We start from the raw sequence: 22,189 nt of genomic DNA on the forward strand, positions 1-22,189 counted from the left end.
GCGGTTTGGCTGGCGACGGCGGGGCCAGTACCGCGAGACCGGGACATATGGCTCGCGAGTTCGGTAAGGGTGGCCTTAGTTGTGGATAGCTGGGGGTCTTGGAGGCTGGCGTGCACCGGTGGCGGCTGCGGCGTTGGCATGCACCGACGGCGGGGCTGGCCGCTGGGTCTAGGTGGCAGGTTTGGCGTTGCGCGGTGGGGGTTGCCGGTGGCCTGAGTGACGGGTTTGGGGCCGGTACGTATGTCCCGGTCTCGCGAGCCATGTGGGGAGTGTCCAAATTGATGACAAACAGCCCGGAGTTGCACGTAGCTCCACTCGCGATCCGCATGATTCCAACGATCATGCTGCGGCATGCAGGGCCGGGGAAGGCCTTTGTCATCAGTTTGGACGCCTGGCCACCGAAGACGCCCCGTTCACAGGGCGCCAAGCCAGCGGCTGCGCTCCCGCCAGTCCGCCCTGGCGACACCGGCACCCCGTTATCCACAGGGACTTAGGTTAACCTTACCGAACTCGCGGTACATATGTCCCGGTCTCGCGGACAGCGGCGGCACCGGCGTCTACTAGACCGCCACCAGTTACCAAACCCCGTCCAAGTTATCCACAACTAAGGTCACCCTTACCGAACTCGCGGTACATATGTCCCGGTCTCGCGAGAGGGGGGTGGCAGGGGTGTGAGGAGGGGGTCACTGTGCTGCGTGGCCCTTGGCAGGTTCTTTACGGCCCGACCGTGAGAGGATTATCAGGTCGCTATCAGCCCGGCCGCACCTTACTGTGCCTCCCGGCTCTGACCCGCAGACTAGGAGGACGTGGATATGGCCCTGTTCGAGCTCCACGACGGAGGCCTGGCCCCTGCGCGCCTGGGGCACGAGGCCGGGGAGGCCGCCCGCCGTGAGGCCCTGGACTCAGTACGTCACCACGTGGTTGAGGTCCTGTCCGCCCCCCTGTTCCCGGTGTGCTGGAATGAGGCAGGCACAGTGCTGACCGCCTTGGACCCGGCCGGGCAGGTGGTGGCGGTGGAGGTTATCGAGGAGCTGGACCCCTCGGTGATCGTCTCCTCGATGGCGCACCTGGCCACGGTCGCGGCCGCTGGCTGGGCCGAGCTGGCCAACCGCTACCCCGGCGGGCTGCAGACCTTCCGGGAGGACTGGAACGAGTTCCGGGAGTCCATGCCGGCCCGGGTTGAGCCCGGCCCCCGCCTGATTATCGTGGCCGCCCGCATCGCCGACTCGGTGCGCTCCTCCCTGGCGATGCTGGCCTCCTCCGGGGTGGAGCTGCAGCTGCTGTCAGTGCGGGAGTTCTCCTCGGGGCGCCGGCTGGTGGAGCTCCAGCGCGTGGAGCCCCAGACATTCTCCCCGGCAGCCCGGATGCTGGCCTCACGCCGTGCCGCCCAGCCGGTGCTCTCTGGTCAGACGGCGGTGGTCAACGAGAGGGCCAAGCCCGCTGCTGACGACGCTGCCAATAGCGACGACGCCGCCGCAGCCTCGGCTTCAAAGGCCCAGGCTCCCGGCGCCCAGGCTGACCAGGCTTCGCCTGCTGGGGCCGTAGCCTCGTCCAGGCAAGCGGCCCCGGCAGCTAAGGAACGTGCCTCCCAGGGAGCGTCGGGCAAGACCGAGGACCCGATGGAGATCACCTTGGACGCCCCGGACGTCTCCGAGCTGGGCGGAGCCTCGGCGGGCCCCCGGGAGGAGGCTGCGGAAGAGCAAGCAGGCACGCCGGAGGCGACAGCGCCCGAGGCCCCGCAGACGCCGCCAGGCGCGAGCGACCCCGCCACCCCGGTGGACGGCTTTGCGCGCATGAGTGCCCCGGAGGCCTCGGCCGCCTTGGAGCTGGTGGGCTCGGTGCTGGAGCGGGACACCCCGATCGTCTGGCAGCGCCTGCGCCGCGGTATCTTCCATGAGGCGGTGCTCTCGCCGCAGGGGGTCATCACCTTGGCTGACGGGCGCAGCTTCACGGATCCTTCGGCTGCGGCTGACGCCGCCCAGGGCTGTGAGGGGGCGGACGGCTGGCACGTGTGGCGCTTCGGGGTGCGCGGGCCGAGCCTGCGCGAGGCCCTGGAGGAGGTCTCCGGCTCCAGGGCCGGTGACGGTGAGCGGCACCAGTCAGGAGGCGTGGGGGCGGACGGCACCCGCCGTCGCCGTCGCCAGTAGGTCTGGCTGGGCGCCGCCTGCGGCTTGGAGCGGTCTGCTGTCTGGGCGCCCCGCCGTCGCCAGCAGGTCCCTTCGCACGCGGCCTGCGTCCTGCGGCCCCGGCGGACCACAGCCAGCCTCAGCGCAGCACGTAGCAGCCGATCCAGCGCCGGATGGTGGAGTAGACCTGCTCCCGCACGGGCGGGGCGGAGAGCGTCAGGTTGTGCACGCCGCCGTCAAAGCGGGCCACCGTCACCAGGGCCCCCAGGTCCACTGCCCGGCGGGCGATCGCCTGCGCGTCCAGGACCGTGTCCGTGCTGCGGGAGTCCTCGTTGTAGGTGATGCCCAGGCGGCTGCGGGCCGAGGACATGGACAGCACCGGGCAGCGGATGTCCAGGCCCGCGTAGACCCGCGCGTGGCCCGCCAGGATGGCTCGCAGCCAGCCGGGGCGGATAGGGGCGGAGGGTCGCGGGGACCAGTCGGTGTTGATCTGGTAGCCGGTCACGTAGGGGTCGCCCTCCCAGGACGGGTCGGGCAGGGGGCCGTCGCGCTCCGGGTCCCAGCCGTCTGAGGCGCTGAAGAGCTGCTCCACCGGGGCGGTAGGGGTGGGGATCACCATGCGGGGGTCCAGGCGGGCCAGGGTGTGGACGATCGGCTCGCCCACGCTCACCAGCAGGTTGGAGCCCTGCATCTCCAGCCAGGGCGAGACCAGCACCAGCCCGGCCAGGGCGCCTGGGTGGCGGTCGGCCCACAGGGCGGCGGTGAGCCCGCCGGTGGAGTGGCCCATGAGGACCAGGGGCAGGTGCTCGTCGCGCTCGGCCCGCACCAGCGCCAGGGCCTGGCCGATCTCCTCGTCGTAGTCGGTCAGGCTGGTGATCCAGCCGAGCATCTGCCCCTGCCGCCAGGAGCGGCCGTAACGGCGCAGGTCCAGGGCGTAGAAGGCCCCGCCCAGGGCGGCTACCTCCCGCGCCAGCTCGGGCTGGAAGAAGTAGTCGTTCCAGCCGTGCAGGTACAGGCACACGAAGGTGGGGGTGGAGGGGGTGCCCGGCCGGGCCAGGGGGTCCTCCGCCGGGACGTGGCGTACCAGGGTGGCTACCGCGCCGTCGTCCTCGTCGTCGGGCAGCAGCTCGATGCTGCGGGCCTGGAAGCCGCGGCCCAGCAGGTCCGGCCCCCAGGTGGTGGGTGCGGGCTCAGGCATCAGACCTCCTCCAGGAAGGCGGACAGGATACGGCTCATCTGCTCGTGCTCCACCAGGAAGCCGTCGTGCCCGTGCAGGGAGCGGATGGTGGCGCGCCGGGCCCCGGGCACGCAGCGCTCCAGCTGGTCGGCCTGGGCGGGCAGGAAGAGCCGGTCGGAGTCCACGTCCACCACCAGGGTGCGGGCCCGGACCCGCCCCAGCGCGGCCTCGGTGCCGCCGCGTCCGGCACCGACGTCGTGCACCCGCATGGAGTGGGTGACGATCAGGTAGCTGTTGGCGTCGAAGCGCCCCAGCAGCTTGCCCGCGTGGTAGTCCAGGTAGGACTCCACCTGGTAGCGGCCGCCGGTGGCCGGGTCCTCACCGCCCTGGTGGCTGCGGCCAAAGCGCTCGTCCAGCTCGGCGGCGCAGCGGTAGGTGGTGTGGGCGATCGCCCGGGCCAGCCCCAGGCCCCGGATCGGGCCGGTGGGGTGGGAGTAGTAGTCGCCGCCCTGGAAGGCGGGGTCGCTGACGATGGCGAGCGTCTGCAGGTGGCACCAGGCCAGCTGGTCGGCGGTGGTGGCGGCACCGGTGGCCACCAGCACCAGGTTGCGTACGCGCTGGGGGTGGGTGGCGGCCCACTCGATGGCGCGGTGCCCGCCCAGGGAGGCCCCAATGACGACGGCGAAGGCGTCGATGCCTAGGGCGTCAGCCAGGTGGCGCTCGGCCTCCACCTGGTCGCGGGTGGTGAGCCAGGGGAAGCGTGAGCCCCAGGGGCGCCCGTCGGGGGCGGTGGAGGCGGGGCCGGTGCTCCCTTGGCAGCCGCCCAGAATGTTGGCGGCCACCACGAAGAAGCGCCGGGTGTCCACGGCCTTGCCGGGCCCCACCACGTCCGCCCACCAGCCGGGGTTGGGGTGCCCGGGGCCAGCCTCGCCGGTGACGTGGGAGTCGCCGGTCAGGGCGTGCAGCACCAGGACGGCGTTGTCGCGGGCGGCGTTCAGCTCGCCCCAGGTCTCGAAGGCGAGCACGGTGCCGGGCAGGGTCTTCCCGGACTCCAGGGGCAGGTCCCCGATCTCCAGGAAGCGGCGCTGGCCGGGGTCCTTTTCCGGGTGCCAGGCGCCGGTGGGGCAGCCTGCGGTGCGCTCCACCAGCTTGCGGCGGGCGGAGGAGACGGTGGCGGCCGTCAGGAGGCGGTCTGGGGCCCGCTCTGGGGAGGCCGAGGTCGTGGAGACCTGAATGCCTGGCAGGTCTTGCTGCGGGGCCGGGTGGGACGGCGGGACGGCCGGGCTGGGCGGGCTGGCCGGGGCGGGCAGGCTGGGGCCGCCGGTGGCAGGCGCAGGGGGGAACCCAGGGGTGCTCGTCATACCCTGATTCTGCCGCATACGCCCCGCCCAGCCGGGGCCTTCAGAGCGCGGCGACGGCGTCCAGAGCCTGCTCCAGGTCCGCCAGGATGTCGTCGATGTGCTCGATCCCGATGCTCAGGCGCACCGTGCCCGGGCCGATACCGGCCTGTGCCAGGCCGGCGTCGTCGAGCTGTGAGTGGGTGGTGGTGGCCGGGTGGACGCACAAGGAGCGCACGTCACCGATATTCGCCAGGTGCGAGAACAGGGTCAGGGAGTCGATGAAGGTCGCCCCGGCCTGCCGCCCACCAGCCAGGTCGAAGGAGAAGACGCTGCCCGCGCCCCGGGGGCAGTACTTCTGGTGCAGCTGGTAGTAGGGGCTGGACTCCAGGCCCGCGTAGCGCACCTGGGTGACCTCGGGGCGGGCCTCCAGCCAGCGGGCCACGGCCAAGGCGTTGTCAACGTGCCGCTCCATGCGCAGGGAGAGGGTCTCCACTCCCTGGGCCACCAGGAAGGCGTTCATGGGGGAGGCGGCGAAGCCCAGGTCCCGCTGCCCCTCCGTGTGGGCCTTGAGCAGGAAGGCCAGGTTCGCGCCCAGGGCCCCGCCCACGCCCAGGTCACGGGCGTAGACCAGGCCGTTGTAGGAGGGCTCGGGGGTGTTGAACTCGGGGAAGCGGTCCGGCTGCTGGGCAAAGTCGAAGCTTCCCGCGTCCACCACCACCCCCAGCACGGAGGAGCCGTGGCCGCCCAGGAACTTGGTGGCGGACGCCACCACGACGTCGGCCCCCCACTCGATGGGGCGGGTCAGGTAGGGGGAGGCCGTGGTGTTGTCCACCACCAGCGGGAGGCCCAGGGAGTGGGCTGCCTGGGCGAGCGGCTCGATGTCCAGGATGTCGCCCTTGGGGTTGGGGATCGACTCGCCGAAGAAGCAGGTGGTGCGCGCGTCTGCCAGGGCCGCCCAGGCGGCCGGGTCGGCCGGGTCGGACACGAAGCGTGTCTCGATGCCCAGGCGCGGCAGGGTGTGCTTGAGCAGGTTGACGCTGCCGCCGTAAAGGGAGGGGGAGGCCACGATATTGCTGCCTTGGCCGCCCAGGGTCAGGAAGGTCAGGGTCTCTGCGGCCAGGCCGGAGGCCACCAGCAGTGCGCCGACGCCTCCCTCCAGGGCCGCGATGCGCTGGGCGACCATCTGGTTGGTGGGGTTGTCCAGGCGCGTGTAGATAGGGCCCAGGGACTTCAGGGCGAAGCGGTCCGCGGCCTCCTGGGCGTCAGGGAAGACGAAGGACGTGGACTGGTAGATCGGGATGGCGCGGGCCCCGGTGTCGCCGTCGGGGGTGTGGCCTGCCTGGACCTGCTTGGTCTCAAAACGCCAGCCGGTCGGGTTGGTGGCGGTGGGCAGCTTGGGGGCGGGGCGGTTGGTCTCAGACATGTCTGGAAGATAACGGGACAGTGGAGGTACCGGGCAGTCCTGTCCACAGGTTGGGTGCCAGGGCGACGGCGTGCCGTTCGCTGTGGCTGGTCTCGCTGGTGCCCAGCAGCGTCAGGCCAGTGCGCGAGCCGGTCAGGGGCTTGGTGGTTCCGTTCGTGGGTCGGGGTCCTGGCATGACACCGGTCGGGGTGTTGCCGTCGTCGACGGCAGGTGTGCCAGGTGTGGGCGCGGCTGGGGCGACGGGGCCGGTGCGGGGGTGACCGGGACGCGACCTGGCCGAAGCCAAAGTGGCCCCTGGGGCTTATGTGAACGTAACCCACTAATGGGGTGCGCGTTGTTAGCGTGAAAGGCGTGGCCCTAAGAGAGTTATTGGATGTTCCACTAGCGCGCCTGCGGCACCGGGCGGGCGCGGCCTTCTGCGTGGTGGCGCTCGCGGGGACGCTCCTGCCCACCGCCGTCGCCGACGAGGTTACCGAGGCCCAGCTCCAGCAGGCCCGGTCCGCCGAGCAGACCACCACCGCCTCCATCGGGGAGCTGGAAGCGTCCCTGGCCCAGCTCGCCACTGACACGCAGGCCGCCGAGCTGCAGGCCCAGCTCGCCAACCAGCAGTACCTGCGCAGCCAGGATGACCTGGCCACTGCCCAGGACGCCGCCGTCCAGGCCGCCGACGCCGCTGACCAGGCGGCCGCCGCCACGGAGGTCGCCCGCGGCGCCCTGGCCGACGTCGTGCTCGCCGCCTACCAGGAGGGGGCCGACCCCCTGCAGTTCCTGGCCCCCTACCTGGGTGCCGGAAGCTTCTTTGAGGTGGCGGAGGCCAAGGCCCACCTGGACCGGCTGGCGGAGAACACGGACGCCGAGCTGCAGAAGGTCGAGTCCCTGCAGGCCGTGGCCGACACCATGCGCACCCTGGCTGACGCCAAGCAGGGGGCCAAGCAGGCGGCGCTGGACGAGTCGAGCAGCGCCAAGGCCAGTGCGGACACCGCCGCCAGTACCGCGCGCAGCGCCGAGCAGCAGGCTCAGGACCGTCGCGCCACGCTGATCGCCCAGCTGGCCCGGCAGCGGAACACCACGGTCGAGCTGGAGACCCAGCGGCAGGACCAGATCGACGTCGCCCGCAGGCAGGCCCAGGAGGAGGCTGCCCGCCAGGCGCTGGAGGCGGGGGGTGCCCAGGGTTCTGCGGCCCGGCCCGCACCGCAGGCCTGGCAGGACACAAGCAGCCAGACGCAGCAGCCTGACGGCGCAGGCGAATCGTGGGGTGGGCTCCCGGAGGCGCCTGCTGCCCCGCAGAGCCAGCCGGAGGAGCCCAGCTGGTCTGAGCCGGAGCCGGAGGAGCCCAGCTACGAGGAGCCAGCACCCGCGCCTGCCCCCGGATCGAGCCTGGGGGAGCGGGCGGTGCAGATCGCCCTGGGCTACCAGGGGGTGCCCTACGTGTGGGGCGGGGCCTCCGACTCGGGCGTGGACTGCTCCGGGCTGATGATGGTGGTGTGGGCCAAGCTGGGTATCAACCTGCCGCACTTCGCCGCCTACCAGTACAACCGAGGCACCAAGGTGCCGGTAAGCCAGGTCCAGCCGGGGGACATGATCTTCTTCTCCTACGGGGGCGAGGCGGATATCCACCACGTGGCGATGTACGTGGGCGGCGGCCAGATGATCGAGGCTCCCAAGCCGGGCCTGAGCGTGCGCGTGATCTCCATGCGCTACAGCGAGCTGATGCCCTACGCAGTCCGCCTCTAACCCCCCTCTCCGCGAGACCGGGACATATGCACCGCGAGACCGGTAAGGTGCACCTAAGTTCCTGTGGGTAAGTGGTCTCTGAGACGGCGCTGGGCGGCTGGCAGGCACACGAAGGTCATCGGCCCCTTCCCGACGCCGACGCCGACGCCGCCAGCGCCCCGGTGCTCGTGCGCTGCCAGCCGCCCCCGGCAGCTGTGCTCAGTGCCCCTCGCGGGCCACCCGCTGCGCCTCGCGCTCGTAGGAGCGGCGGATCTCCTCCTCCGCCTCCTCACGCCCCACCCAGTGGGCGCCCTCCACGCTCTTGCCGGGCTCCAGGTCCTTGTACACCTCAAAGAAGTGCTGGATCTCCAGGCGGTGGAACTCGCTGACGTCCTCGATGTCGGTTCGCCAGGAGGCGCGCTGGTCCGCGGCGGGTACGCACAGGACCTTGTCGTCGCCGCCCTTCTCGTCGCGCATGCGGAACATGCCCAGGGCGCGGCAGCGGATCAGGCAGCCGGGGAAGGTCGGCTCCTCCAGCAGCACCAGGGCGTCCAGGGGGTCTCCGTCCTCGCCCAGGGTGCCGTCGATGTAGCCGTAGTCGTCGGGGTAGCGGGTGGAGGTGAAAAGCATACGGTCCAGGCGGATGCGTCCGGACTCGTGGTCGACCTCGTACTTGTTGCGGTTCCCCTTGGGGATCTCGATGGTGACGTCGAACTCCACGGATGCTCCTTGTCTAGTGCCGTCTGGTGCCGGTGGGCAGCACCCGGGCGCGGTGCCGTTGGCCGGTGCCCGGGCGTGGTGCCGTTGGCCGGTGCCTGGGTGGGGGTCCCTTCCCAGGTCTGGGTCGGGCTCCCCTCCCGGTGGCGGGCCGGTTGGGTGCGTATGGCACTAGTGTGACCCACGAGCGCCGTCCGCGGGAGCAGCTGGCACATCCGGCACGGCGGCGACGGCGTCGCCCGGCCTGGGTGGCGGCCTCGCTGCAGCGTGCCGGGCCGCCTGGCTCCCGCGTGCCGACGCCCCGGCCAGCGGTGCCGTCCTGCTGCGGCTGGCCTCTGGATACACTTGCGGGCACACCCAGGAGGGAAGTATGCGTAAGCGCACCGTGAGGGCCCTGTCTGCCGCTACGCTCGCCGTCGCTATCGGGTACTACGGGGTGGCTGACGCCCTGGACCTGGTGCCGGGCTTCGTCACGGTAGCTGGCGAGCAGGTAGTTGCCGCGCCCTTCCCGTCCGTGCACCCGCCTGTCCCGGTCCCGCAGCAGGTGCCTAGGGGTGCGCGCGCGGACGCCCCGCTGCCTGAGCCTGCCCAGGTCACGGCCCTGGCCAGCGCCTTGGCGGCGAACCCGCTGGTGGGTGGTGGCCGGGTGGGGGTCAGCGTGATCGACGTCGTCACGGGCCAGGAGCTGGCGGACGTGGGGGCGCGCACGCCGTTGACCCCGGCGTCGTCGGTGAAGCTGCTGACGGCGTGGGCGGCGCTGTCGGTGCTGGGGCCGGACCACACCCTGCAGACCCGCACCACGCTGTCGCAGGGCACCGTGACGCTGGTGGGTGGCGGGGACGTGCTGCTGGCGGAGGACCAGGGCAGTCCGACGGCGATCGCGGGCCGGGCGGGCCTGGGTGACCTGGCGCGCACCACCGCCGAGCAGCTCCAGGCGCAGGGGGTGGCTAGCGTGCGGGTGGCCTTGGACGACACCTTGTTCCAAGGCCCGGACTGGAATGACGGCTGGGAGGCAGGGAACGAGGACTTCGTGGCCCGGGTCCAGCCGATCATGGTGGATATCAGTGCGCGCCCTTTTGGCACCTACCCGGCTGACCCGGCCATGCAGGCCGCTGAGGTGTTCGTCGAGCACCTGAAGGCGGCGGGCGTGCAGGTGGAGGGCGCCCCGGTGCGGGCGGCCTCCCCGGCGGGGGCGGCGGAGCTGGCGGCGGTGACCTCCGCGCCGCTGGCGGACGTGATGAGCGTGTCCCTCAAGAAGTCGGACAACACCATGACGGAGGTGGAGGGGCGCCTGCTGGCGGCGGCCTCGGGCCGGGAGGCCAGCTTCACGGGGGCCACCCAGGCGGTGACGGCCCAGCTCAAGGCGGAGGGCTTTGACCTGACGGGCGTGTCGCTCAAGGATACTTCCGGCCTGGCGAAGGCGGATAAGGTCCCGGCGCGCCTGCTGGCCCAGCTGGTGCAGCGGGCGGCCGCGGAGCAGGGCGGCAAGGTGGGGCGCACGGTGGTGGCGGACCTGCCGGTGGCGGCCCTGGAAGGCACGCTGCATGACCGCTTCCACGGCACGGGGGCGGCGGGGGAGGTGCGCGCCAAGACCGGCTCGCTGGAGGAGTGCGCCTCCCTGAGCGGCCTGGTGGTCACGGACGGGGGCCGGCTGCTGGCCTACTCGGTGATCGTGGACGGCTTCGCGTCGGGGGGCCTGTGGAACGCCCGCAGCGCGGTTGACAACGACTTTGTGGTGCCTTTGAAGGCTTTGTGAGGACGGCGGTGCAGGGGGCAGGCATGTTGGAGGAGGTGCCGGTGGGCGCGGGGCGGCCTAGTGCGGCCGCGCTGGTGGACTGGCGGGCGGTGGTGCGGCTGGCGACGGCGGCCACGCCCGCTGGGCCGCAGGTGAGTCCGGCGAGCCGCCGCGCGGTGGTGGCCCTGCTGCGCCGTTCTGCCTTGGAGGCGCCCGCCTGGGTAGCCCAGATCACGGGGCTGCGGCGGGCGGCGCAGGAGGCGGCGGAGAGCACCCAGGTTCTGGTGGTTGACCGGGCGGGGATGATCATGACGGCGGCGGCGTCCTTGCATCGGCTGCTGGAGGGGGTGCCTGCGCCGGTCCCGGTGGAGGCAGGCTGGCGGCTGGGGCCGGCACGGGCGGTGGCTTCCGCCCAGTTGGCTGGGCTGCTGGGGCCGTGGTCCACGCGCCTGCTGGGACAGGTGCTGCCGAGGGAGGCGCTGGTGCCTGCTGGGGCGGTGCCGCTAGACGGCGAGGCCGGTTCGGTGTCCGTCTCTGGTGCGGCGTCTGCGTTGACGGCTGGGGCGCAGGCTCCTGCGTCTGTCCCGGTCCCGGTGGCGTCTGCGGCGCCGGAGGTTAGGGCTGGGGCGAGTGAAGGTGCGGCGGCGTCGTCAGGGGCAACCGGGAGCCGGATGCTGCTGGTGGCCCCGAACGTGCTGGCCTTCCAGCAGCGTATGGAGCTGGACCGGCTGGACCTGCCCGCCTGGGTGACCTTGCACGAGGCGACGCACGCGGTGCAGCTGGCGCAGGCCCCGTGGCTGGGGGAGTACCTGCGCTCGCGGATGTCGGTGGTGGTGGCGGCCGTGGTGGGGGCCTTGCGGCTGGAGGGTGGTGGCTCGGGCCCGGGCAGGCTGCTGCGGCTGCTGCACGGGCGGCAGGCGGACCCTTTGGCGGTGGTGCTGGGTGTGGAGGGGCAGCAGGCTTTTGCTGAGCTCAGTGCGGTGCTGGCGCTGCTGGAGGGGCACGCGGAGGCGGTGCTGGACTCGGTGACGCCTGCGCGCCTGCCTTCGGCACACCGGCTGCGGCAGGTTATGGCGCACCGTCGGGTGGGTGGCTCGGTGGGGCCGGGGGCTGGTCTGAGCGGCCTGGTAGGCCGTCTGGTGCGTCTGGCGGACAAGGAGGCCCAGTACGTGGACGGCGGGGCTTTCGTGCGTGCGGTGCTGTCCCGGGTGGGGCATGAGGGCCTGAACCGGGTGTGGGCGGGGCCTGAGCTGCTGCCCACCCCGGCGGAGCTGGCGGCGCCGGAGGCCTGGCTGGAGCGGCTGGGCCTGGGCTGAGGCGCTTGCCGGGGTGCGCGGGCGGCAGCGGCTGGCGAGGAGCGCCGCTCCAGGCTCCAGGTGGGCCGGTGCCCTTGGCCGTGGTGGTTGAGGGGCTGGTGCGGGTCTGGGCGGCTACCGGTTCTGGGGGCGGTCTGGGCTTGTGCTGGTTTACGGCGGGTGCTGGCTCAGGCTGGGTCGGGCACCACGTCCAGGGCCCCCATGCCGTAGGCGCTGTGGGAGCCGACGTTGGTGTAGCTCGCCAGGGCCATGAGCTGGGAGAAGACGGCGGTGGTGGCGTCGGGGCGGCCGGTGACTCTCAGTGAGCCGGTGCGGGCCTGGATGCTGCGGGAGGCCAGGCGGCCGCGCCCGTCGTCGTGAGGCATGCCGAGGCTGATGGTGCTGACCTGGGTGTGGTCCACGGTGGTGAGCAGGTGCTCCAGCAGGTGCCGGTCGGGCAGGTGGGGGCAGGTGGTGGGGGAGTGCTGGCGCCAGCGGGCGTGGAGGCTGGTGGCGATCGAGGCGGCTTCCAGGTTGGTGTGGTGGCGGCCGTGGGAGGTCAGGACGGTGGGTGTCTGCAGGGTGACGGTCCAGGAGGTGTGCTGGGTGGTGGCGGCGATGTCCTGCCAGGTGGTCTGTTGCAGGAGCTGCGCGTCGACGGCGATGGCGGTCGGGGTGGTGGGGCCGCCGTCCCCTAGGGGCAGGACCCCGCCCCAGGCGAGCCAGGCCTCCAGGGTGCCTAGCAGGCGGTCGTCCAGGACTCTTAGCTCGAAGCCGAGCTGGTGGCTGGTGCTGGTGACCTGGCCGATGGCGTAGGGCTTGGGGGTGGGGGAGCTGTGTGGGGGCCGGTGGGCGAGGGTGGGGTGGGTGGCGGCGCGTTCGGGGGTGAGGCCTGCGGGCAGGTCCAGGACGTGGCCCCAGGCGGCGTGCACGCGCCGGGGGGTGAGCCGGGTGCCGGGTGGGGCGTCGAAGGAGATGTAGAGGCTGCTGGGCACCGTGCCCTCCTGGTGTGCCGCTGTGGGGAGCTGTGTGCGGGGTAGGGCTAATTGTGTACCGGGGGGCCGTTCTTCGCATGGGGGTGGGGAATGATGCTTCGGGGGCGACAGAGACTTTGCTGGGAGTTTGCTGTGTGTTTGCTGGTTGGGGTGTTTGGAGGGGGACTTTCTGGCTTGGTCTCGTTGGAAGTCGGTGGCTGGGGGTGGTTTTGGGGCGTCGGTGGCGCTTGGCTTGATTGGGCCGAAAAGTGGGTATAGTGGGGGTGTGCTGGCCGGTCCTGTGGGGTGCTTGCGGGGCCAGTGGCGCTCTGGGTCCTGGAAGTGGCGTGATTGCAAGGCTTCTGGGGGCCAGGGTCAGGAAGCACCACGCACCTGTAGGTGCATTAAGGCCGGTGGGCTATTTTCTGGTGGGCTTAGGGCGCATCGTCAGGAGGCACCACGCACCTGTAGGTGCATTAAGACTACCCCATTAGCACGCCCAAGTAGAGCTCGTTGCGTCAGGAAGCACCACGCACCTGTAGGTGCATTAAGACGCCATGATCACTTCTCCTTGTTCGTGATGTCGTTGGTCAGGAAGCACCTCGCACCTGTAGGTGCATTAAGACCCCTTTTTGCCTGGGCAGACATATCCAGCCGATCCGTCAGGAAGCACCACGCACCTGTAGGTGCATTAAGACTGCGTCCACGCCTCCAGGAAGACGCCTTCGTGCTCGTCAGGAAGCACCACGCACCTGTAGGTGCATTAAGACCCACGAAGAGCCTGACCGGCCTCTTGTCCCCGACGAGTCAGGAAGCACCACGCACCTGTAGGTGCATTAAGACCGACCAGGCTTCTGCCCGTGAAGGGAGACGGTGACCGGTCAGGAAGCACCACGCACCTGTAGGTGCATTAAGACAACGCCCTGGTCGTCAACCATGTCGGTGCCGTATCGTCAGGAAGCACCACGCACCTGTAGGTGCATTAAGACGATTCTTTTCTGGATTACCAGCTGGCGGAATCTAACGTCAGGAAGCGCCACGCACCTGTAGGTGCATTAAGACGCTCCTATTCTCTCTGCTTGTCAAGATGCACTTCTGTCAGGAAGTGCCACGCACCTGTAGGTGCATTAAGACTGGAGGTAGGAAATTAGGTCAGAGAACCCCGACGCGTCAGGAATCACCTCGCACCTGTAGATGCATTAGGGGTCCTCTTCAGGTTTGATCGGCTCTGCCTAGGTGCTTCTGCATGTTTATTGCTGTCGCATGTCCGTTGGTCCTTCGTCTGCGGTTTCCCGGGCTGCGTCCGCGGACATGCTGTGCCACTATGTTTTGTCAGGAGCCGCAGTTCCTGACGGTCGCTTCACGGCTCTGGAAGCCGCTCCGCCCGCCCTCCCACCGTCGTCGAGGTCAGGTGACCCAGCCGTGCGCCCTCCCAGCAGCAGCACAACAGGTGCCCGCCGTCGCCGCGGATACCGTTTAGCAGCAGGCCCGGGCGTACACCTGGGCCAGCTGCTGCCTGCATACGCCCCGTTGGACCTGGCCCCGCAGCCTGCCGAGCTCTCCTGCCCGGCTGCTGACCGGCCAGCTTCCGGCAACCCGGCGCCCGCTAGTCACCGCCCCTCTCTGTTCGAGACCCTGACAAGTGTGGAGACCCTCACCCAGGCCTGGCAGACGGTACTGGCCCGTGACGCCCGCGACGGCACCCTAACCGCGCAGACCCAGCGCATCGCCGCTGACCCCAAAGGCTTCATCAACCAGCTCAGCCAGGAGCTGCGGGCAGGCACCTACCGTCCCGGCCCGCTGTGGGCCATTCAGATCGCCAAGAACGGCGGCGGGGCCAGCACCCCCGGGGCAGCAGGCACCGATCAGCCCGCCTGCGGGCAAGCTGCTGGCACCCCAGGTGCACGCACCAGGACCCTGCGTATACCCACGATCCGTGACCGGGTGGTCGAGCGGGCGCTGGTTAACACCCTGAGCCACCGGGTGGACCTGCTGCTGTCGCCGTGCTGCTTTGCCTACCGCACCGGCCTGGGACGGGACGACGCGATCCACCACGTGACCATGCTGCGGGACGCTGGCTTCGTCCACGTGCTGCGCACCGACGTGCGCGACTACTTCCCTAACCTGGATGTCTCACAGGCCCTGCGGGTGCTGGGCCGGGCGGTGCGTTGTGAGCGCACCCTGGCGCTGGTGGGGCTCGTGGCACGGCCTCGCCGGGCGCGCGGTGAGCGGCGCTGCCGCAGCCGGGGTATCGCGCAGGGGTCCACCCTGTCCCCGCTGCTGGCCAACCTGGTGCTCGCGGACGTGGACCACCAGCTGTGCGACGCCGGTTTCGGCTACGCCAGGTTCGCGGACGACATCATCGTCTGCTCCCCCAGTAGGGAGGACCTGGCCCACGGTGCCAGGCTCCTGCGCGCCCTGGTTGGCTCCCTGGGTTTGTCACTGAACGAGGAGAAGACCTCCATGACCAGCTTTGACGAGGGTTTCTGCTACCTGGGGGTCGAGCTGACGCGCACGCAGCCCGCCGTGGACCCACGCCATGACGTCAAAGGGCACCCGGACCCTGACCACGTGGTCTACGTGGGGCGGGAGGGCAGCCGGGTGCGCGTGTCCAAGGGCAGGCTGCTGGTGGAGGCGGACTCCGGGATCCCGCAGATGAGCATCCCGCGCCACGCGGTGTGCCGCCTGGTACTGGCCGGGGCGGTCGGGCTGTCGGCGGGGGCGCGCTCCTGGGCGCTGAGGCACGACGTCGACGTGGTGTTCCTGTCCCGGCGTGGCAGCTACCTGGGGCGTCTGGCGGCCCCGCGGGCGACGGCCAGCGCCCGCCGGCTGCTGGCTCAGGCTGCGGTGTGTGCGGACGAGTCAGCCCGCCTACCGCTGGCTCGTAGCATCGTGGAGGCCAAGCTGCGCCACCAGGTGGGGCTGCTCCAGCGGCTGGGGCGCCGTCAGGAGGGTGTGCAGGTGGGGGACGTGTGCGCTCAGCTGCGGACGCTGATGGGGGACGCTGCGCACGCGGCGGACACTGCTGAGCTGATGGGGCTGGAAGGGGCGGCCTCCCTGCTGTACTTCGAGGAGCTGTCCCGGCTGGTACCTGCGGAGGTGGTGTTCGAGGGGCGGAGCCGCAGGCCGCCCAGGGACCTGGCCAATGCGGCGCTGTCCTACGGGTACGCGATCCTGCTGGCGGAGTGCGTGGGGGCGCTGCTGTCGGCGGGCCTGGAGCCTTCCTTGGGGGTTCTGCACGCTTCCACGGACAAGCGTCCTAGCCTGGCGCTGGACCTTATGGAGGAGTTCCGCCCCCTGCTGGTGGACCGTACGGTTATGGCCTTGCTGCGGCAGCGGCGGCTGCGGCCGGAGCACGCGGTGGAGTCTCCTGACGGCGCGGGCGTGTGGCTGGAGCGCCGGGGCAAGAAGGCCCTGGTGGACGGATACGAGGCCACCATGCAGCGGACGGTCTCAGGCGCGTTGCCTGGTTTCCAGGGGAGCTGGCGCAGGCACGTGCACCACCAGGCCCAGCGCCTGGCGCGGGCGCTGCTGGAGCCGGGGGAGTCTTGGGAGGGCGTGTCGTGGCGGTGACGGTGATCGTAGCCTATGACGTGGCCAGCAACACACGGCGCGCTCGCCTGGCGACGGCGTTGGAAGGGTGGGGGTACAGGCTGCAGGAGTCGGTTTTCCAGCTGCGTCTGGCTGAGGGCGAGCTGGAGCAGGTGCGGGCACGGGTCAAGGAGCTGATCGACGACGTGGACGACGTGGTCCACCTGTATCCCTTGTGCAGCGCCTGCGTGGGACGCTGCGAGGTGCACGGGACCGCACCGTCGCTTGACGATGCGGGACTGTACCGGGGCGTCTGGTAAGGCTAGGGGCGGCCCGTACTGCGGAGCGGCGACAGGGCCGATTGCTGGGAGTTTGCTGTGTGTTTGCTGGTTGGGGTGTTTGGAGGGGGACTTTTTGGCTTGGTCTCGTTGGAAGTCGGTGGCTGGGGGTGGTTTTGGGGTGTCGGTGGCGCTTGGCTTGATTGTGCCGAAAAGTGGGTATAGTGGGGGTGTGCTGGCCGGTCCTGTGGGGTGCTTGCGGGGCCAGTGGCGCTCTGGGTCCTGGAAGTGGCGTGATTGCAAGGCTTCTGGGGGCCAGGGTCAGGAAGCACCACGCACCTGTAGGTGCATTAAGACAATGGGAGAGACTTTCTCCACTGTGCGAACTGTCACGTCAGGAAGCACCACGCACCTGTAGGTGCATTAAGACCTGGCTGGCCGTAAGGCCACCCTGGATAATACGCGTCAGGAAGCACCACGCACCTGTAGGTGCATTAAGACTGACCGTCCATCGGCCGTTGTCGCTGACGACGACAGTCAGGAAGCACCACGCACCTGTAGGTGCATTAAGACCTGGCTGGCCGTAAGGCCACCCTGGATAATACGCGTCAGGAAGCACCACGCACCTGTAGGTGCATTAAGACAAGGCCAATTTGGCCTCCAACTTCTGTGCCTTCTCGTCAGGAAGCACCACGCACCTGTAGGTGCATTAAGACAAGCAGGCGGCGAACCGCTCGTCCCCCTTGATGAGTCAGGAAGCACCACGCACCTGTAGGTGCATTAAGACTTTTCTAATTATCTCTCATGTTTCACTCGCTGTCCTGTCAGGAAGCACCACGCACCTGTAGGTGTATTAAGACTAGAAGGGTTAGTGATCATCGATTCTTATGTATCGAGTCAGGAAGCACCACGCACCTGTAGGTGCATTAAGACAATAGGCGATCCCCTAGGAACTCTCCTCGCAGTCCCGTCAGGAAGCACCACGCACCTGTAGGTGCATTAAGACTTTGCTCTCCGAACTCTTCGGCAATCTTCTGTCGCGTCAGGAAGCACCACGCACCTGTAGGTGCATTAAGACCGTGTCGCCGGGTTCGGGTGATTCGACCACATTGTCCGTCAGGAAGCACCACGCACCTGTAGGTGCATTAAGACGGGCCAGAAGAGCCCCTAAGGGGGAAAGGAACACCATGTCAGGAAGCACCACGCACCTGTAGGTGCATTAAGACCAAGCTCCGATCCGAAGTTCGGGACCAGAAGGGCCGTCAGGAAGCACCACGCACCTGTAGGTGCATTAAGACTCTTCTGTCTGGAAAACCCTAGCTCGGCTAGGTTCTCGTCAGGAAGCACCACGCACCTGTAGGTGCATTAAGACCCAGGACGGCGTTGAGGTCCTTTATAAGACCGCTGTCAGGAAGCACCACGCACCTGTAGGTGCATTAAGACCCAGGACGGCGTTGAGGTCCTTTATAAGACCGCTGTCAGGAAGCACCACGCACCTGTAGGTGCATTAAGACTCCACCCGCCGGGACCGGGCGATGGGGCACGCCCGTCAGGAAGCACCACGCACCTGTAGGTGCATTAAGACCGCTCCTACGCCCCTTTCTTGCCACCCCTATTCTTGTCAGGAAGCACCACGCACCTGTAGGTGCATTAAGACGAGTACCAGTTCTATTGTCATATCTTCCGCCTCTCGTCAGGAAGCACCACGCACCTTTAGGTGCATTAAGACCTCAACTCCCGGACAGCAATGTAGATAAGCCATAAGTCAGGAAGCACCACGCACCTGTAGGTGCATTAAGACACCACAGGTAGGACGATAACGGCTGTTGCCAGAGCGGGTCAGGAAGCACCACGCACCTGTAGGTGCATTAAGACCGCTCCTACGCCCCTTTCTTGCCACCCCTATTCTTGTCAGGAAGCACCACGCACCTGTAGGTGCATTAAGACACTTCTGGAAGTTCTCACAGGCCTCCCGGAAGGAGGCGTCAGGAAGCACCACGCACCTGTAGGTGCATTAAGACTCCTTCCTAAGCGCCTTCTCGATGGTGTTTCGGAGTGTCAGGAAGCACCACGCACCTGTAGGTGCATTAAGACGATGGCAAACTCCCTGGCTCCGGCCTCATAGGCGTCAGGAAGCACCACGCACCTGTAGGTGCATTAAGACGACCGGTCAAGCGCCGCACTGATCACGGAGCTGTGTCAGGAAGCACCACGCACCTGTAGGTGCATTAAGACCGGTGGATCGACCACTTCCCATTCTTCAGGTTGATCGTCAGGAAGCACCACGCACCTGTAGGTGCATTAAGACAACGAGGCGATCACGCCTGCGCTGCCGGTGCTGTGTCAGGAAGCACCACGCACCTGTAGGTGCATTAAGACACCAAGGAGAAGCGCCTGGCGGTCCTTGAGGCGCGTCAGGAAGCACCACGCACCTGTAGGTGCGTTAAGACCTTCTGGTGATCTTCTTCACTTAGCGCATATAACGTCAGGAAGCACCACGCACCTGTAGGTGCATTAAGACCTGACGCCTCGCACTCGACCTCGGTCGGACACGCACGTCAGGAAGCACCACGCACCTGTAGGTGCATTAAGACTTGGAAGAGGCCCTCGAGAAACATAGCTTCCCCTGGTCAGGAAGCACCACGCACCTGTAGGTGCATTAAGACGCGTCATGCTTGGGGTCTGTACCTTCGACGACAAGTCAGGAAGCACCACGCACCTGTAGGTGCATTAAGACATGACTTTTCACGGGCATCACGTTCCTCGAGCAACCGTCAGGAAGCACCACGCACCTGTAGGTGCATTAAGACTCATGATCTCCACCCCGTTCGCGGTGGCGGCCTCGTCAGGAAGCACCACGCACCTGTAGGTGCATTAAGACATACACCTGACCGCTTACCACAATCTCGATGACCCAAGTCAGGAAGCACCACGCACCTGTAGGTGCATTAAGACAGCAGCTGGGCGACCCAAAGGTCTCTTTCGTCAGCCGGTCAGGAAGCACCACGCACCTGTAGGTGCATTAAGACCATCTTGAATACCCTGGCCACCTCGGCCAGGGTCAGGTCAGGAAGCACCACGCACCTGTAGGTGCATTAAGACGTGTCAGTAGACATTGCGAAGTCCTTTCTGTGGTTGGGTCAGGAAGCACCACGCACCTGTAGGTGCATTAAGACGGCAGCCAGGCTGGCACACCGCGACTGGTCAGCTCGGTCAGGAAGCACCACACACCTGTAGGTGCATTAAGACATGCGGCACATGATGTGCCCGCAGATGTCTTCGACAGTCAGGAAGCACCACGCACCTGTAGGTGCATTAAGACTGGCTTTCGGGTCAGAAGAGTGCGGCTGCTAGCGTGTCAGGAAGCACCATGCACCTGTAGGTGCATTAAGACAAAACGTTGAGCATTGTGGTTCCTTTCGTAGTGGGGGCAGGAAGCGCCACGCACCTGTAGGTGCATTAAGACAAGCGGCTTGTTATCACAAACCCAATTTGCTACGAGTCAGGAAGTATCACGCACCTGTAGGTGCATTAAGACCTCCGGAGAGCCGTATGTAGTCGCTACTCTTGGGGTGTCAGGAAGCACCACGCACCTGTAGGTGCATTATGATCACAGGCGGGGAGGCTGGTCGTACCAGCAGTGGTCGTCAGGAATCGCCTCGCGGCTGTTGAGCAGCAAAAACGGGGGTGCGCCAATGGGTTGGCGCACCCCCGGAGGTGGGTAAGCGGGTGGGGCAGGCTAATCTGCGGACGTCGCCAAAGGAGGCAGGTCGTACTTACGAGAAAGCTGTTTCCCGTTCAGCTTGTGGTTCACCCTGTTTTCCTCCCGCTCCTTGAACCAGTTGATGATCGGAGACAGGTCGCCGTTCGCGGCCTCGCCGGCCCCAGGGTAGGACACGGTGCCAGAGCGCCACCCAAAAGCGGCCCGCTGGAAGGCACGCACCGGCAGAGACTTCTCAAAGTCAGAGGGCAGGTCAGAGAGCGTGCTCTCCAGCTCAGCGTCAAGGCTCTCACCATCCAGCCCCAGGCAAGAAGACAGGCTCTGGTAACCCTGGCCAATAGTCTTACTGCTACGGCGCACCACCCTGGTGGCCCGCACCTCGACGGCCCCCAGGCCCAGCGGCTTGCCCAGGCCAATGTGGTGGTAGCCGATCCCCTGGCCGCCATCGGTGTGGCGCTCCGACTGGGGAACCAGTCGCTCCGGGCTCAGCAGCCAGAGCAGCACCGCTAGCTCGGCAGGCTCCAGGCCATCAAAGTGAATACGAGTCCGGAACCTTGCCCCAGGTGCCAGATAGGAGCCGATTACGGTATCCGCGGAACCGGAGTCCCCGTTAAGGTTACTCACTCCCGGGACGGCGGCAATCTGCTTATCCCGTAGCAGCCGGTGCGTCGGGTAGACCTTGCGGATCAAGGTCTGCCCCCTCTGGAAGGTATGCGCGCGCGTAGTCTTCTCGTCTAAGGCGCCGCCATCCGTGCGGCGCAGGTAAGGGAAACCGGTAGAGGGCTTCGGGCTCGCCAGCGTGGGCAGCAGCCAGCCGTTGCTTCCAGAGGCAGGAAGCTGTAAGAAACTCTCACTGCCACCCGAAGGCTCAGGCTCCACTGCCTCAATGCGCACACGTCCTCTAAGTGCGGCGCCCTGGTCCTGGCCGTCCATCTTGCCGTCGGCCACAAACCCCCAAAGCCTGTCACCAGGAGAAGCCTCCTCCATGCGCAAGGCAGGGCGGGTACGTGCCTCCTCGGCCAGAACGGCGGGAGCGACGGCGGTACCGTCCGCTCGCCTGCCTACCTGGGAGGGGCTGAGTTCTGTGATGCGGCCCTGCCTCACCGTCGCGAACAAAGGTATGCCACGGTTGTGCTTGGCTAGCTTGCTGGCAAGGTCCTCCAAGAATGAGAGTATCTGCTCGCGGCCGGCGTTGCGGCCGGGAGCGCCGTACTTTCCCTTGTCTAGGACATCCACCAGCCAGGTGCTGGGGTCGGACGACTTCCGGGTGTTGGAGTCGCTGCTCGCTCCACAAGCGCGCCGACGCAGCTCCTGCTGCTCCAGGGTGCGGATATTCGCCAGGTAGGAGTGCAGGACCTCCACCAGGTTGTTCAGGACGCCATCGTCAACAGGCAGGAAAGTTGATTGCTTGTTTTTGTCGAAGAACACGAACTCCGAGTGCTTGGTGTCAATCAGCGACTGTCCGGCCTGCGGAGTCGTGCGTACCACGATGCCGCGCAGGCCGAACTGTTTCTCCGCGTTGTCCTTTTTCGAACGGCAGAAGAACGCATTTCCCACCTTGTTGACTATCGCGCGCTTCTGTTTGCTATAGAAATGCTCCAGCTCAACCGAGAAGTCAATCTCCTTGAAGTGTGGGGTGACGGCGCGTAGTTCTGTCAGCCTTTCCTCTGCGCGCGCCCTATCCCCTCTCTGCTTGCTTCGGTCCGCTGAGCCGGTGAAGACATACATACCGTCGGCCTCCAGGAAGTTGGCCGCCACATACAGGCTGTCAGGAAGGACCGCAGCGCACACGTACCTAGGGTTGTTCCACTCGTGTGGGTTCCTGGGCTTAGGATTCATTCCCAGCATCACCCGGGCGCGCAGACCGCTCCCGTCCTCCCTGGGTACCAGCAGCACCGGGTACAGGAAGGTGGACTCCTGGGTGGTGCGCCGGTGGGTCAGCACATGGTCGTGCTCCCGGAACACCCGCATACGGGAGGCGGTCACCGCCTCATAGGCGCTGGAGAGCATCCCCTTGAGCGAGGTCGCCGGAATAGTGGCATCCTCCCAGCTGCGTGCCCCCAGCGGGTCGCCGCTGCGCGAGGCCACCACCACCTGGCGAAGCCCTGCCGATCCAGCTGCCTGCTGTCCCGGAACGGTAGGCGTCGCCACCTTGATGG

The 22,189-nt window shown here is 67.7% G+C and carries 12 protein-coding genes and 2 CRISPR repeat arrays; of the genes, 6 read left to right on the forward strand and 6 right to left on the reverse strand.

What is annotated here, in order from left to right; genetic code table 11:
* The first annotated feature begins 812 nt into the window (after positions 1–812).
* Positions 813–2,147, forward strand: coding sequence for a restriction system modified-DNA reader domain-containing protein (locus tag JG540_RS01740; protein WP_200276376.1), 1,335 nt, complete (start codon positions 813–815; stop codon positions 2,145–2,147).
* Between the two features lie 118 nt (positions 2,148–2,265).
* Here the strand turns inward: JG540_RS01740 and JG540_RS01745 are convergent, their stop codons facing one another.
* From JG540_RS01745 to JG540_RS01755, 3 genes are read right to left on the reverse strand one after another with little or no spacing between them, the layout of a single operon-like run.
* The gene (locus JG540_RS01745; protein WP_200276378.1) at positions 2,266–3,324 is read right to left on the reverse strand and encodes an alpha/beta hydrolase; all 1,059 of its coding nucleotides are present in this window, start codon (positions 3,322–3,324) and stop codon (positions 2,266–2,268) included.
* A complete protein-coding gene (metX, locus tag JG540_RS01750; RefSeq protein ID WP_234042861.1) occupies positions 3,324–4,664 on the reverse strand; it encodes a homoserine O-acetyltransferase MetX in 1,341 nt (446 codons plus the stop codon). Before metX ends, JG540_RS01745 begins: the two co-directional genes overlap by 1 nt.
* A gap of 40 nt (positions 4,665–4,704) precedes the next feature.
* Entirely contained in the window at positions 4,705–6,066 is a 1,362-nt protein-coding gene (locus tag JG540_RS01755) for an O-acetylhomoserine aminocarboxypropyltransferase/cysteine synthase family protein (protein ID WP_200276380.1), read from the reverse strand.
* A 369-nt stretch (positions 6,067–6,435) separates the two neighbouring features.
* Here JG540_RS01755 and JG540_RS01760 point away from each other — a divergent pair, with 369 nt between their 5' ends.
* Positions 6,436–7,800 carry a C40 family peptidase gene (locus tag JG540_RS01760; protein WP_200276382.1) on the forward strand — a complete coding sequence of 455 codons (1,365 nt, stop codon included), beginning with the start codon at positions 6,436–6,438 and terminating at the stop codon, positions 7,798–7,800.
* A 198-nt stretch (positions 7,801–7,998) separates the two neighbouring features.
* Here the strand turns inward: JG540_RS01760 and JG540_RS01765 are convergent, their stop codons facing one another.
* Positions 7,999–8,499 (reverse strand): inorganic diphosphatase, encoded by a 501-nt coding sequence (locus tag JG540_RS01765; protein WP_200276385.1) that lies wholly within the window; start codon positions 8,497–8,499, stop codon positions 7,999–8,001.
* Between the two features lie 367 nt (positions 8,500–8,866).
* Here JG540_RS01765 and dacB point away from each other — a divergent pair, with 367 nt between their 5' ends.
* Together dacB and JG540_RS01775 are read left to right on the forward strand one after the other, a co-directional pair.
* Positions 8,867–10,252: a D-alanyl-D-alanine carboxypeptidase/D-alanyl-D-alanine endopeptidase gene (dacB, locus tag JG540_RS01770; protein WP_200276387.1), complete on the forward strand. Its 1,386-nt coding sequence runs from the start codon at positions 8,867–8,869 to the stop codon at positions 10,250–10,252.
* A 23-nt stretch (positions 10,253–10,275) separates the two neighbouring features.
* Positions 10,276–11,547 carry a zinc-dependent metalloprotease gene (locus JG540_RS01775; RefSeq protein WP_200276389.1) on the forward strand — a complete coding sequence of 424 codons (1,272 nt, stop codon included), beginning with the start codon at positions 10,276–10,278 and terminating at the stop codon, positions 11,545–11,547.
* Positions 11,548–11,714: 167 nt separating this feature from the next.
* Here the strand turns inward: JG540_RS01775 and cas6 are convergent, their stop codons facing one another.
* Positions 11,715–12,521 (reverse strand): CRISPR system precrRNA processing endoribonuclease RAMP protein Cas6, encoded by an 807-nt coding sequence (gene cas6 / locus JG540_RS01780; protein WP_200276391.1) that lies wholly within the window; start codon positions 12,519–12,521, stop codon positions 11,715–11,717.
* Between the two features lie 353 nt (positions 12,522–12,874).
* A CRISPR array of direct repeats spans positions 12,875–13,706; the repeat unit is 37 nt; unit sequence GTCAGGAAGCACCACGCACCTGTAGGTGCATTAAGAC.
* 216 nt (positions 13,707–13,922) lie between these two features.
* Here cas6 and cas1 point away from each other — a divergent pair.
* Together cas1 and cas2 are read left to right on the forward strand one after the other, a co-directional pair.
* A complete protein-coding gene (cas1, locus tag JG540_RS10245) occupies positions 13,923–16,073 on the forward strand; it encodes a CRISPR-associated endonuclease Cas1 (RefSeq protein ID WP_234042862.1) in 2,151 nt (716 codons plus the stop codon).
* A gap of 2 nt (positions 16,074–16,075) precedes the next feature.
* Positions 16,076–16,351, forward strand: a complete 276-nt coding sequence (gene cas2 / locus JG540_RS01790) for a CRISPR-associated endonuclease Cas2 (protein ID WP_267977943.1) — start codon at positions 16,076–16,078, stop codon at positions 16,349–16,351.
* Between the two features lie 278 nt (positions 16,352–16,629).
* A CRISPR array of direct repeats spans positions 16,630–19,920; the repeat unit is 37 nt; unit sequence GTCAGGAAGCACCACGCACCTGTAGGTGCATTAAGAC.
* 128 nt (positions 19,921–20,048) lie between these two features.
* On the opposite strand, the gene JG540_RS01795 is transcribed toward cas2, so the two are convergent.
* Positions 20,049–22,181 (reverse strand): RAMP superfamily CRISPR-associated protein, encoded by a 2,133-nt coding sequence (locus JG540_RS01795; protein WP_200276394.1) that lies wholly within the window; start codon positions 22,179–22,181, stop codon positions 20,049–20,051.
* Between the last annotated feature and the right edge of the window lie 8 nt (positions 22,182–22,189).

Origin of the sequence: Actinomyces weissii (assembly GCF_016598775.1) — a bacterium.
In the GTDB taxonomy this organism is placed as follows: Bacteria; Actinomycetota; Actinomycetes; order Actinomycetales; family Actinomycetaceae; genus Actinomyces; species Actinomyces weissii.

Bases quoted from the DNA above. Each gene is read 5' to 3' on its own strand.
- metX (WP_234042861.1), bottom strand. From the start codon at position 4,664: ATGACGAGCACCCCTGGGTTCCCCCCTGCGCCTGCCACCGGCGGCCCC.
- JG540_RS01745 (WP_200276378.1), bottom strand. From the start codon at position 3,324: ATGCCTGAGCCCGCACCCACCACCTGGGGGCCGGACCTGCTGGGCCGC.
- JG540_RS01755 (WP_200276380.1), bottom strand. From the start codon at position 6,066: ATGTCTGAGACCAACCGCCCCGCCCCCAAGCTGCCCACCGCCACCAAC.
- JG540_RS01775 (WP_200276389.1), top strand. From the start codon at position 10,276: ATGTTGGAGGAGGTGCCGGTGGGCGCGGGGCGGCCTAGTGCGGCCGCG.
- JG540_RS01740 (WP_200276376.1), top strand. From the start codon at position 813: ATGGCCCTGTTCGAGCTCCACGACGGAGGCCTGGCCCCTGCGCGCCTG.
- dacB (WP_200276387.1), top strand. From the start codon at position 8,867: ATGCGTAAGCGCACCGTGAGGGCCCTGTCTGCCGCTACGCTCGCCGTC.